The sequence below is a fragment of the Geobacillus sp. BK01 genome (genome assembly GCF_052220245.1).
Taxonomy (GTDB): Bacteria; Bacillota; Bacilli; order Bacillales; family Anoxybacillaceae; genus Geobacillus.
The window spans coordinates 190652-204420 of sequence record NZ_JBQPTH010000002.1 but is presented as its reverse complement, the minus strand read 5'-3'; the positions used below and the strand labels follow the sequence as shown (position 1 = coordinate 204420).

Here is a 13769-nt window from a genome sequence, read left to right as displayed (position 1 = left end):
CTCCTTCACCTAAAAAATATTGTTTAAACAGTGTGACCCCATAACAAACCTTTTAACTGCTTAACACTTACTTTTACAACTCCAAGAGCCAATCCAAGGAAGTAATTGATTGTATATAATTCATTTAACAACCTATTTACATGGCTCTGTTCTTTTAAAAATTCTAATATATAACGGTTGCCTAAATACCTATCTCTCTCTTTTCTCCATTTTCTGTAAAATTCTCTATGAATGGAACTCAAACTAACAGATGATATTACTCTAAAATAATACGTATGCATATATTTTAAATATAAAAACTCATCCTTATATTTTCTGTAGAGATTACTTCGTTTCATAAAACTTTCAATTTCATCAAACACCTTGTAAATATCATACATACTCGATTTGTAGGAGTGCATTGCACTATTTTCTCTCTGTATATAATGCAAAAAAGATTTCTCTATTTTAATGACTTTTTTAGCCTGTAGCATTAAAAAAAAGTTAATTAATAAGTCCTCTCCAACCCTGATCCCCTCAACATATCCAATATTATATTTAGTAAATAAATCCCTTCTGTACAATTTAGTCCAAACACTAGCTTTAATATTCCCAAGAAAGAAATCCTTAATCGGTTCTTCATTTATTAACCTTCCGTCTATAAAAGGAAGAAGAGTTCCATTATCATAATCAATATATGCATTCGTAATAACAATATCTGCTCGATTGTTTTCAGCAGCTTCATACATTTCCTCTAAGGCGTTTTGTTCAATCCAGTCATCCGCATCTATTTGATAGATATATTTTCCTGTGGACTGAAGCAATCCGCTGTTTCTTGCTGCTGAAACTCCTTTATTTTCAGAATTAATGACTTTTATTCTATTATCAATATCAGCAAATTTCCTAGTAACTTCTAAAGTATTATCATTAGAGCCATCATTAACCACAATGATTTCAATATCTTTTAAAGATTGGTTAACTATAGAAGTTAAACATCTTTCAATATAATTTCCTACATTATAAGCAGGAATAATTATACTAACTTTTGGCAATACCAACACTCCCTGATCCTTCTATATACATGCTTATTGAAAAATTAGAGCATGTTGAAAAAATAAAGAACTTTACTGTAGATGAGCAAATTCGCTAACACAAATTGACAACTAAACAAAAAAGGAGACATGACAAAAAACAGCTCCATGTCGCCTAAGGGGTACCCTGTTTGTCTCTTAGGGGATGGAAATTACTGTAATGAAAAATGCTCATCTACAGGAACTTTATAAAAAACATAACGAATCCAGATCCCACCTTTTTGCACGTAAATGGAACACATATGCCTACGTATCCACTGTTTGGCATGACCTATTTCTAAAAGAGCGAAACGGTGCTTCATCAAGCTCAGACAACCAACACCTTGACTTTCTCTGGATTTTTTGGTTTCTTTCTAACAAAAAGCTACTTTGGTCAGCTCATAGTCATGATACTGAATAACGGTCAGATTTCATCTGCTAACATAAAACGAAAGGCACTATTTGCACTACATTCCTCTCCTCCCGTGCTCAAATAGCTAGCTCGATCAATCGCAAATGGCTAAAAGATACGATCATTGCCAATGTATTTCATAAACTTGAAAACGGCTATAGGAAGGGGAAACGATGTTTTTCCTCAGGCCTCCTAAGACCTCCCTTCCAGCTCGTGAACGACATCCATAAACATTCAGGGAAAGTAATATAGCACTTAGGGGGTATATTGTGATGAAGGAGTATTCCTTTTCCTCTCTGATTCCTTTCCCTACACATGCAACCCGTGTAAAAACTTCCTTTCAGGCATTGCATTACATGTTTCGTATTTGCATTAAATCGGCAATATTCTCCAGCAAGCTAGGTTACCCAATTACATACAATGATTAAATTTTTCAAAAAAAGGATAATAATATCATTGTTGGTTCCGTATATAAATGGACTCTTCGACAGAAAGTGCCTGTCAGCCTTCTATTGGTGATGAGCTTTGTTCTGTCCTTAATCTATGTATTGCATGAAGTTTGTTTTTTTATTTTATTATATACATTTACAAATAACTGTTTCTCATAATCATTCATACCAAAAAACCACATAATAAAAATATAAATAATGCTGTAAATACTACATTGCACAATCAAAACTAACCATGAATTAGACGAAATTAGTAGCAATACACTGCCAATAACGACTGAACATATCAATGACAGTAACAAACTGGATAACTTCCTGCAGAATTCTGGAATATTTAAACGAACTTTAAAGTGATAATATATATTCATGATTATAATATTACCAAATATCAGCGATAACGCCGTCCCTATGGCAGCTCCTATAGCCCCGTATATCTTGGATAAAAAGAAGCTAATAAGGGTATTGATTATCGCAATAAAAAGATACATCCAAGAACGAAATGCATGCATATTTTTAGCTTGCAAAATAGATATACCTACAGTTTGAGTTAAGACAAGTGATAGAGGTATCATTACAACTAATGCTATCCCCCAAGACACTTCGTAACTTGGACCAGCCCATAATAAAATAAATTTTTTTCCAAACAGCACAAAAGTACTTAAAACCAATCCCAGAACTAAAAATTGTATTCTCCCCGTTTTCACCAAGATATCTGTTAGATCTTCATCTGAAGCTTCTGTTGTTACCATCTTTGTGATTTTTGGAAGAAAAACACCAGAAATTGCAGTAGCAAAAGTGATAAAATATTGTCCTATGGTCATGCCTACCGAGAAAACAGCTACCTCATTCGTGTCCGCAACTACTCCAAGTACCAAATGACCTATTTTCCAATAAATCTGATCAACAATTACACCGATAAAAACAGGAAAAGTATATAAAAAAATCTCTTTAATGAGGTATTTATCAAACTCATAAAATTTAATTTTTATATGTAACTTTACAAAAACATATATTACACTAACAAGCATTAAAGCAATATTCAAAGCTGCATCTAGCAATACAATGGCTATTGCCTTATATCCCCAGAATAATAAGAGAAATAAGAGAATGGATCTAATCAATATTCTAACTATGTTAAGCGAGTGAAGAAAAACAAACCTTTCATATGCTGTTATAATCCCCCTAAATAAATTCATAGGTAATGTCAATGAAAGGCTTATAATTAAAATAATAAACATTGTTTTTGCTATTTCAATTTCTTCTGGTGTTAAGGAATTGCGAAATACGACATCTAGACTAGGATATATAAGTGCGCCTAATACTAAAATGATAAACGAAATAATTAAATAAATTACAGAAGTTAAAAATAAAAAGTTTCGTTCTCCCTTTTTATCATTGACCGCATGATACTTAGACACAAATCTGACAGTAGTGTTACCCAATCCAAAATCAAGTATCGCTATATATCCTACAAATGCACCTATAAGCATGTATAATCCATATTGGGACTGTCCTAAACTCCGTATAATAAAAGGAGTAAGAATCAAGTTAGCAATGTTAGCAAGAAAGATGGATATATAAGATAAAATAATTCCAAATCCTAACTGATTAGCAATCATAATTATACTCCATTTCTGTGAAAATCCCACGCCGGCGAGCGGTGATTTTCATCCCCGGGTGGAGGACAGATCACTTGCCCATGGAACTTTTCTGTACAAACGCGGCTTGGAAATCATGTATAAGAGTGTTGCATGCGTTTTGCAACACCCTCATGTGTATAAATAATCATCCAATTTCTGAAACTGTTTTTCTGAATTTTTAATCTGCTGGCTAATATCTACCAAATTAGTTTCCATAGATCTAAAAACCTCTTCTGGTTCCAGAGAATCCAGACCATTAAAATCTACATACGAACCTTTAAATCCTACGTCCTCCATAACATTTATCATTTTGTTACTATAAGCTATAGGAAATACGGGTTTATTATATACCCATCCTAATATCATTGCATGAAACCTTGTTGCAACGATAAAACTTGAATCTGCAATAACATCTAAGGCTTCATCGATATTCAATTGATAACCATATTCACTCACGTTATTTAAATATTCATTTGGTATTAATTTCATTATATTCTTTACTGCTTCTCTATCCCCCTCATTTTCACAAAACGACATAAGGATAACATTATACCCCTTTTTAACAAAATGAATTGTAATATCTTTTATTTTTCTATAATAGACTTCATCATAACCACGTAAATATTCCCTGTTAGATGGTTTTATCACCGATATTGTTACTCGCCTTTTAGTCTGTCTCTGAATATTCCTTTTTCTTAGTTGAAACACTATGTCACTTGCTACTCTAACATTAGGCAAATCTGCAAATAGATTATAAGAGTACTTCTCTCTAAAGCATATATCCGTAAACCATTTAAAAATTTCCTTATGCTGAAGGTAAAAACCCCTATCTGTAAAAGGACCAAAGTTAGCCCCTAAAAGAAAAAAAGGCTTCTTATCAATCCTCATACTTCTTAAATTTTCTATTTGATTTTTCCAATTCTTCGCTTGTATAAAGAGGGATCCCCCAATGTATACTGCTGCATCACAGTTTTTAGCGGCTAAACTACGGAAAAAGGAGTAGTGGATCCTCAATTTTCTAAAAATAAAATCAATCCCCTTAAGAACTATAGGATCACTAGATAATATCTCTAAATTCCTTAGCCCCCTAAAACATTTTTTATATTTACTCGGAGCGTATAAAACAAATTGTGTTCTGGGGTACCTCTCACATAGTATCTTAATAAATAGATCGTCCCCTAGATTAAAATTTGCATATGCATAAATCATAACCTTTTTCACGCGATTCCACCTCAATGAAAACATAATAAAGACTATGCTCATGTATCTCTTTTATATATGCAACATGAAGAGTTAACCTTCCCCTCCTCCTGCGCTTTAGTACTTCCCCAAAGATTCCATAGGTGTTATCGGCAAACTCGAGTATGGAGAGCAGGAAACTCTTCGTGAACGAGGACAAATGCTAGCTTTTCAATGAACATGTAACAGCTAATATCGAAATTGGATTTTCTCAAGATATATTAAGGTCTTTTTAATGAGAGGGAAAACAAATTAGATAAATATTAATATAGCTTGACAAACGCACGTTTCTCACTAATTTTACTGATGAGATGATATTCTATTTAAACTCTTCAATAAATAAAACAATCCTTTTGTTTTATACCTCAGTATATTTTTTATCTTAAAAAAGCAATAAATCAGGCTAGACATCCTGTACCTAATTAAAAATCCTATTAGCTGTTGCTGTATGCTTCCACGATAAAAATAATTAATGTTTTTTATAACTATTTCACTATCAATTATCTCTTGTATTTGTTTCTTTCTATCATACGAACCAAGATGATTATCTATATGAAACAAGCTGTCTAAATAGCTTATTATACTAGATGCATAAAGCATTTCAATAAAAATTTTATTTTCCTCTGTATACTTCCCGTTTTTTATTAAGAACTCTCTCATTCTTTGGAGCAGCATTTGTTGAATATCAAGTAAGTTATTCCTATAGATTTTTGTCAAGGAGTTACTATTTTGCTGCACCAAGTAACCATATAACTGGTCTTTGATAATTGCAATCTGGTTACAAACCTCAAGATATTCAAGATTAAATAGTAAATCTTCTCCCAAGTCTATATTTTCTCTGAAATAAATTCTAAACTTCCTAATAAACTCAGTATCATACAATTTATTCCATAGATAACCTATAAAACTATGTCTAAATAATCGCCCAAAAAAGTTTAGAAACTCTTTTTTGGAGTAGACGCCTTCAATGAAAGGAACATTTCTTGAAACCATGAAGCCATCAGTCTCATTAAATCCACATACAACCAGTTGGATATTTTCTCTTTGCTCCATTGCCTCAACTAATTTCCTCGTCATATCAGGTTCAACCTTGTCATCAGCATCAACAAACTGAATATACGTCCCTGTTGCAGCATCAAGGCCCTTATTTCTAGCAACCGACGGCCCTGAATTTTTCTGGTGTATTACTTTCACGCGATGGTCTATTTTCTTATATTCTTCACAAATCCTCCCACTTTTATCTGTTGAACCGTCATTTACTAAAATAACTTCTATGTTTTCATACGTTTGACTTAGAATGCTATCCACGCAATTTTTTAGGTATGCTTCAGCATTGTATACAGGTACTATTATACTTACCACATGGTTGTTGGATCCCATTGCACACCCCATGCCTTCCTTGATATAAAGTAATTTGAAGGGATTGCGAAAGTCAAAATTCTTGCTAAGCGTTTGGTATAAAAAGCAATAAAAGCTCAAAGTATATTAGCCTTATTAATCTGCCATCAAAAGCAATTTTATTATCAGATTTTCTCTAGTATATCATGACTATTCGCAATCCCCACCACCGTCTCCTTCACCTCTTCTTCACTCATCCCTTCAAACCGTTCCATAAAATCGTGGAGGATGGCTTCGTCCACCGCCGTCGCCTTCCCAATATGAATTTTCGGAAACACCTGTTCCGGATGAACCTCATTTTCATTCAGCAATTCCTCAAACATTTTCTCGCCCGGACGGATGCCGGTAAATTCGATGCCGATTTCTTCAACAGTGTAGCCGGACAGTTTGATTAAGTTTTTCGCAAGGTCGACGATTTTTACCGGCTCGCCCATGTCGAGGACAAAGATTTCGCCACCTTTGGCCAAGGCACCGGCTTGGATGACGAGGCGGGACGCTTCGGGAATGGTCATGAAGTAGCGTGTCATGTCCGGATGGGTGACGGTGACCGGGCCGCCAGCTTGAATTTGTTTTTTGAACAGCGGGATGACGCTGCCGCGGCTGCCGAGGACGTTTCCGAAACGAACGGCGACGAATTTCGTTTTGCTTTGTTTGTCGAGTTGCTGGATAAGCATTTCGGCGAATCGTTTGGTCGCTCCCATAACGTTTGTCGGGTTGACGGCTTTGTCCGAAGAGATGAGGACAAACGTATGTACCCCGAACGTATCTGCTGCTTCAGCGACGTTTTTCGTGCCGAAAATGTTGTTTTTGACCGCTTCTTTCGGGTTGTATTCCATCAATGGCACGTGTTTATGGGCGGCCGCATGGTAGACGACATCCGGTTTGTGTTCTTCCATCACTTCAAACATGCGCACGCGGTCCTGGATGTCACCGATGACAGGAACGATCTCGATCTGATCTTTGTATTGATTACGCAGTTCCATGTCAATTTGGTAAATACTGTTTTCCCCATGGCCGAGAAGGACGAGTTTTTTCGGCCGAAATTGGCACACTTGGCGGCAAATTTCCGAACCGATCGAGCCACCCGCGCCGGTGACTAAAATCGTTTTGTTTTCAATGTAGCCAGCGATGCTTTCGATATCGAGCTTGACGGGTTCGCGGCCAAGCAAGTCCTCGACTTGCACGTCGCGGAACTGGCTGACGGATACTTTTCCCGTTACAATATCTTCTAATCTAGGGACGATTTGCGTTTTGGCGTTCGTTTTCGCACATTGTTCAAAAATGCGGTTCAGTTGTTTTTTCGTCAGCGACGGAATGGCGATAATAATGTGTTCAATACGCAAAGCTTGGACAACGTCTTCAATATCGTTTGTCGTGCCAAGTACAGGAATGCCAAAAAACTGCAGTTTTTGCTTGTTCGGGTCATCGTCAATAAACACGATCGGTTTCAATTCCGCTTCCGGGTTGTTGATGAGCTGACGCACCACCATCATGCCTGCGGCGCCAGCGCCGATAATCATCGTCCGCCGTTTATTGACGTTTGGCTTGATGTAGCGGTCGCGAAACACACGCCAAACGAAACGCGAGCCGCCGATGAAAAGAACGTGGATCATCCATGTGATCATGAGCGCACGGGCGTAAATGTCTTGAAAAACGGCCCACTGCACGGCCGCTGTCGTCACGACTGAAAGCGTGACGGCCTGAATGATCGCCGTCAATTCGCCGATGCTCGCGTATTCCCACGCTTTCTGATATAAGCGGTAAACGAAGGCGAACAGATGATGGCTTACTAACAGCGTGACCGCGGACAATAAAATCGGTTTATGTTCTAATATTTCTACGTACGGATATAGTGTAAATACGCTAATATAAATCGCCGTCAGCACGATCGCTGAATCAAGCAGCATTAAAAATGTTAATCGTTGTCGATACGCCAACGCTTGCGTCCCCCTTCACCATAATCAAAAACGAGCCGTATGTGGCGGCTCGTTATACGTTCATGCCTTGCTTTGTTTGTGCTACGATGTTCTCCATAAATGCAAGCAAATCGTCTCTTAATTCTTCATTTTGCACCGCAAACTCGATCGTTGTTTTGATGAATCCGAGCTTCTCGCCGACGTCGTAGCGTTTGCCTTCGAATTCGTAGGCGAAGACGCGTTGGATTTCGTTCAGTTTTTGGATGGCGTCGGTGAGTTGGATTTCGCCGCCGGCGCCGGTTTCTTGTTTGTCGAGGAAGAGGAAGATTTCCGGGGTGAGGATGTATCTTCCCATGATCGCCAAGTTCGACGGCGCGGTGCCGGGCGCTGGTTTTTCGACGAATTGGCGCACTTGGTAGCGGCGGCCGTTTTGTTCGCTCGGGTCGATGATGCCGTAGCGGTGTGTTTCGTTGTCGGGCACTTGTTTGACGCCGATGACCGAGCTCAACGTTTGTTCGTATTGGTCGATGAGCTGCTTCAAGCACGGCGGGTCGGCTTGGACGATGTCGTCGCCAAGCAGCACGGCGAACGGTTCATCGCCGATGAAGTTGCGCGCGCACCAGACGGCGTGGCCCAGTCCTTTCGGCTCTTTTTGCCGGATGTAGTGGATGTCGACTTTCGACGGTTCTTTCACTTTCTCGAGCAGGTCGTATTTGCCTTTTTCGATGAGGTTTTGCTCGAGTTCGAAGGCGATGTCGAAATGGTCTTCGATGGCGCGTTTTCCTTTCCCTGTGACGATGATGATGTCTTCGATCCCTGAGGCGATGGCTTCTTCGACGATGTATTGGATCGTCGGCTTGTCGACAATCGGCAGCATCTCCTTCGGCATCGCCTTCGTCGCCGGGAGGAAGCGCGTGCCTAATCCCGCCGCCGGGATGATCGCTTTGCGCACTTTTTTCATCTATATGTAACCCCCTATGTATGGTTGGCTCGTATGCCCCTGCGTATCGGCACAACCGCGGCTGTGCCGATACGCCGATGCATATGGGCGTAAAAACAGTCCCTTTTGGGGACTTAGTTTAGCCTCTTTGGTTCATGATCGACGTTTTGCTGGAGATGCGGCACGTCTTGACGAATGCTTCCGACTGTGCCTTCCAACCGCTCGAGCCGCTCGTGGACAGGTTTCAGTTCTTCTTGTAAGGCGGAACGAAGCAATTCTTTCAGCTCTTGGCTCATACGATGGCTTCCCCCCTTGCTTTTGATGATCGCATGGCGGGGTAGGAAAACGTTACAACGTATATTCTCCTTGTCCGGAGTCATCCAATTGAATGTGATGATGGGGAACTTCATTTTCCAAAATAAAGAGGCATCGGTCGTTCCAATCCATATACGGCAGCTTCTTCACGGCTTTCCCCACCGGTTGCCGAAGCAAACTGGGATTCGGCGATTTCGTCAATAATCGATCATGGCGGTATACGGTGTACACACAGATTTTCGAAAAAGGCGGAAGGTTCAAAAGGCCTCTCAACATATGGGCATGGAGGAGGCCGCCTTCAAACTGCCGTTTCACCTTTTCCCAATTGTCTTCTCGTACAGTTTTCTTGCATTCAAAAATGTGCAGTTCCCAATGAAGTTCTTCTCTTTTGACAAAAACGATGCCATCGGGGGTGTTTTTTGTACGAAAATACGGAAAGCCGCTGTTTGGCTTAATTGAAAATACCACTGTCTCATTCGAACAGCGGAGCGTTAATTGTGCTTCTCCAGATGTCTCCTGCTCCCTTACATACAATGTTCCGCCTTTTTCCCCCGTTTTCTCATAAAAGCTTTTTTCAAGGTATTTGAGACTCTCCATCCTCTTCCCCCACCTGAAATGCATATGTCTCTTCATTCAACTGTAAAATGACTTCATTGAATGTTTCGGCCGGAAAGCCGTTTTCCGTCGGAATGAGCGGTGTAATGATAGTATCCTGCCCCTCAAGGCGAAATTGATAAGCCTTTGCCTTTTTCGGATCAAGGGTATCTTCATCCACATAACCATATGTTTTCATCAACTGTTCCCTATTTGGATGATGGTGCAGTTTGATCAAATTGTTCACCTGTTGGAACAAAATATCGCTATGGGTTGTCAACCATACAGGCATGCCTCGGTTGACCAGTTTGACGAGCGCAGTCGCTAATACGCGCTGAACGCGTGGATGCAGATGCGCTTCTGCCTCTTCGAAAAAGAGCGAACGATACGTTGTCTTCGATTTTAAAAATAAAATCAATGGAGACAGTTCCGTTACAAGCGACGATGTGACGTACAACGGCAGGCGCTCCTGTTTGCCTTGCGGACAATAGTAAAACGATGGAATGGGCCCTTTTTCCTGAGCCATGATCCCGTTGGCAATCTGGGTTTCAATGAATTGTCCGATATCCGCGTATTTGGACTGCCCACTTTCCTCCAAGCGCAACAACGCCTGCAAGAATCGGTATACAGGCAAAGTGAATTCAAGGGACGGTTCTTCATGTCCTTCGTTGATCATCCGTTCCATCATTTCTTGAACGAGCGCTTTGTAAGCCAACATGAATCCTGTTCTCGAAGCAGGCAAATACAACGCTTCGCCAGTGGCTCGCCCTTGAATGCCGCCTTGTCGGGATGGCGGGTAAAACGGCGATGTAAGCCCATCCATCAGCAAATTCCATGTAATGTATTGAGCCATGCGATATCGCTCGGTCGCTTGCCCTTTGCTTCGCTCCGTATACGGGATGCGAATATAATGTTTCCCCGTCGAAAAACGAGCACCTTGGAGGGAATCTTTCTTGTCAAAGATGATTCGCAACGGTTCAGAGCGGCGGTAGCGCTCGATGCTTAACGAACCAATCGGAATTTTGCGGCGGAAAACCGTTCGAATCAACTCACTTTTTTTGTTTCGCAGGACATCATTAAACCATTGGACAAATTGTTGTGCTTCATGGTTTCTGATGAAACATTCATGGCCAATCGCGGCTTCAAGAAAACGATCAATTTCCTTATACACTGGCGTGGCCGGAGGGTCTTTGGGAAATAGTTTTCGCCCCTCGGACAATACTCCCCAAAGAAGCGACATCATATAGCTTTTGCCGCTATTGTTGTCACCGACAAACAACATCAGCGGGGCAATCTCAATTTCTCCTTGTTTGATCTTTCCAAATCGCTCGACCTTTAATGTCCAAGTTTGTTCCATGCGCGTATCGCCTCTCTTTACACAAATAACAAATCCTCTATCTTTCTATTATAAACGATAGGCCTTTCTAATAAACGATACGCCTTTCTAATAATCATGGATGGGATCCAAAAATGAGTGAAACATCGGGCATCTAACCCGCCCTCACGCCACACCCTCGACGACGGGCGTCTAAGGTGCCGGGACCGTCATCGTCCCCACCCACGGCATGGCCGAGTGCCTCCGTTGATAACGGTAAGGAGACATCACCGACAAGAAAATAGAAAACAAGAAGAAAACGGTCAATCTTTAAGACAAGGCAGTCACCGCCATCGATGTCCTGTTGTGTGACCAAGTCGTCTTAAAGAAAGAACCGTTGTTGTTCGCTGTGCCATATTGCGCCTTCTGTCGACAATGCTTGACCGATTTCTATAAGCAAAGTCAGTCAATTTTCGACAGTGAAACAAACAGAAACGGGTTGACCCCTTCCTTATCCAATGCCATCATAGCATAAAATCTCTCAAAAGAGTCCTAGAAACTTCTTCTTTTTTTTCACCCGCTCCGGTTCGTCGCGGAATACGGCTTGGCCGCGGACGAGCAGTTCGGCGTTTTCGCGGAAGTAGTAGAGCGCCTCGGTGCCGAATTCTTTGCGGACCGTTTCGTACGCCGCGCGCAGGCGGAACGGGCGGTTCGTGATGTTATGGGCGTCGGAGGCGATGAAATGGGCCAAGTTCGCCTCGATCAGTTGGAACGAGAACGTTTTGATCTTCTTGCCGAAATGGCCGGTGACGCTCGAAGCGGTCAGCTGGGCCAGGGCGCCGCGCTTGACGAGCTGGTACAATCGCTCGGGCTGCTCGATGATTTCGGCGTTTCGCTCCGGGTGGGCGATGATCGGGATGAGCCCGTTCACTTGCATGTCAAAGAGCAGCTGTTCGGCGTATTTCGGCACGTGATCGGGCGGAAATTCGATTAAGATATACGGTGTATCGGCAAGCGTCATCACCTCGTGCCGACGGAAGCCATCCAAAAGGTCGCCGTGCAGGCGCACTTCCTGGCCTGGCAGGACGGTCAAGGCGATGCCGCGCCGTTTCAATTCGTCGTTCAGCTCCGCCGCCAATGGCAAGACGGACGATTTCGGGTTGTCATAGGCCCCATTTCGGTGATGGGGAGTGGCGATGATCGTCGCAATCCCTTCGCTGGCTGCCGCTTGCGCCATGGCGATGGCGTCTTCCATTGTCGACGCTCCATCGTCAACACCTGGTAAAACGTGGCTATGAATGTCGATCATCGTCACTCCTCCTCGCTTTTTCGTTCTACTAAACAACTATTATGGTAACATAGGAAAAACGGGCTATCAATGGTTGGAAACTGTCGAATGTTGTCGAAGTGGAAATAAAATTCCACCGGTTGAGGATAGGAGTGGCAACCGTTCTGCTTGTCTTCCAGTTGTTTTCTGAGGCAAAACGGTCTATAATCGAAGTGTTGTGAGACATTTTTTATGATAAAGGAAGAGTACCGATGCGAACAAAACGGCGAAAAAAGAAGAAATGGATCCGCTGGCTGGCGGGGCTGTTCGTTGTGTTGCTTGCCGGGGTAGGAGTGTTTGCCTATTCCGTTTACCATCATGTGAAACAAACGGCCAATGAGATGCATGAACAAGTAAACTGGAAGTCGGAGAAGCGCCAAGAAGAAGTGTCGTTCGAACGGAAAACGCCGATCTCGATTTTGTTGATTGGCGTCGATGAACGCAAAGGGGATAAAGGGCGCGCCGATACGCTCATCGTCATGACGGTGAATCCGAACAAGCAGTCGATTGAGATGGTGAGCGTGCCGCGCGACACCAGAACCGAGATCGTCGGGAAAGGGACGGAAGATAAAATCAACCACTCGTACGCCTTTGGCGGGGTGGAGATGACGATGGCGACGGTTGAGCATTTTTTGGATATTCCGATTGACTATTACATTAAAGTCAACATGGAAAGCTTCCGCGACATCGTCGATGCGGTCGGCGGGGTGACGGTGAACAACCCGTTCGCCTTTACGTATGAGGGCACGCACTTCCCGAAAGGGGAAATTACGTTAAACGGCACGGAGGCGTTGAAATACTCGCGCATGCGCTATGACGACCCGCGCGGCGATTTCGGGCGCCAGGATCGGCAGAAGCAAATTATTCAAGCGATTATTGAAAAAGGGGCGAGCTTCTCGTCGCTCGCAAACTACAGTGATGTGCTCGCGGCGATTGGGAAAAACATTAAGACGAATTTGACGTTTGATGAGATGAAAGACATTCAGGAGAATTACAAAGACGCCCGCAAGCAAATCAAGCAGCTTCATATTACTGGCCGGGGAACGAAGATTAATGGCATTTATTACTTGCTTGTGCCGGAGAGCGAGCGTCTGGCGATTTCGAACGAATTAAAAGAGCACTTGGAACTGAAGGCGACGGCGTCGCGGTAAATGAGGCGCGCACCCTAAACGGGT

At 42.1% G+C, this 13769-nt stretch carries 11 protein-coding genes; 1 reads left to right on the top strand and 10 read right to left on the bottom strand.

All coding sequences use genetic code 11. The features are described from left to right. Positions 1–23: 23 nt before the first annotated feature. The 10 genes from ACTVDO_RS03350 to ACTVDO_RS03305 form a co-directional block, all read right to left on the bottom strand. Entirely contained in the window at positions 24–1040 is a 1017-nt protein-coding gene (locus ACTVDO_RS03350; RefSeq protein ID WP_442901033.1) for a glycosyltransferase family 2 protein, read from the bottom strand. Positions 1041–2002: 962 nt separating this feature from the next. Continuing rightward, positions 2003–3529: an oligosaccharide flippase family protein gene (locus tag ACTVDO_RS03345; RefSeq protein WP_442901032.1), complete on the bottom strand. Its 1527-nt coding sequence runs from the start codon at positions 3527–3529 to the stop codon at positions 2003–2005. Positions 3530–3679: 150 nt separating this feature from the next. After that, the gene (locus ACTVDO_RS03340) at positions 3680–4771 is read right to left on the bottom strand and encodes a polysaccharide pyruvyl transferase family protein (RefSeq protein ID WP_442901031.1); all 1092 of its coding nucleotides are present in this window, start codon (positions 4769–4771) and stop codon (positions 3680–3682) included. A gap of 318 nt (positions 4772–5089) precedes the next feature. Continuing rightward, positions 5090–6169 (bottom strand): glycosyltransferase, encoded by a 1080-nt coding sequence (locus ACTVDO_RS03335; RefSeq protein ID WP_442901030.1) that lies wholly within the window; start codon positions 6167–6169, stop codon positions 5090–5092. Between the two features lie 143 nt (positions 6170–6312). Further along, positions 6313–8124 (bottom strand): polysaccharide biosynthesis protein, encoded by a 1812-nt coding sequence (locus ACTVDO_RS03330; protein ID WP_442901029.1) that lies wholly within the window; start codon positions 8122–8124, stop codon positions 6313–6315. 52 nt (positions 8125–8176) lie between these two features. Continuing rightward, complete coding sequence (galU, locus tag ACTVDO_RS03325) at positions 8177–9064, bottom strand: UTP--glucose-1-phosphate uridylyltransferase GalU (RefSeq protein WP_442901028.1); 888 nt, start codon at positions 9062–9064, stop codon at positions 8177–8179. A gap of 113 nt (positions 9065–9177) precedes the next feature. After that, positions 9178–9339, bottom strand: coding sequence for a hypothetical protein (locus ACTVDO_RS03320; RefSeq protein ID WP_442901027.1), 162 nt, complete (start codon positions 9337–9339; stop codon positions 9178–9180). A 52-nt stretch (positions 9340–9391) separates the two neighbouring features. Then, positions 9392–9955: a hypothetical protein gene (locus ACTVDO_RS03315; RefSeq protein WP_442901026.1), complete on the bottom strand. Its 564-nt coding sequence runs from the start codon at positions 9953–9955 to the stop codon at positions 9392–9394. Continuing rightward, positions 9933–11309, bottom strand: a complete 1377-nt coding sequence (locus ACTVDO_RS03310) for an AAA family ATPase (protein WP_442901025.1) — start codon at positions 11307–11309, stop codon at positions 9933–9935. Before ACTVDO_RS03310 ends, ACTVDO_RS03315 begins: the two co-directional genes overlap by 23 nt. 499 nt (positions 11310–11808) lie before the next feature. After that, positions 11809–12576, bottom strand: coding sequence for a tyrosine-protein phosphatase (locus ACTVDO_RS03305; protein ID WP_442901024.1), 768 nt, complete (start codon positions 12574–12576; stop codon positions 11809–11811). A 230-nt stretch (positions 12577–12806) separates the two neighbouring features. On the opposite strand from ACTVDO_RS03305, the gene tagU reads away from it, so the two are divergent. Further along, on the top strand, positions 12807–13745 hold the full coding sequence (tagU, locus tag ACTVDO_RS03300) for a polyisoprenyl-teichoic acid--peptidoglycan teichoic acid transferase TagU (RefSeq protein ID WP_442901023.1): 939 nt from the start codon (positions 12807–12809) through the stop codon (positions 13743–13745). The last annotated feature ends 24 nt before the right edge of the window (positions 13746–13769 follow it).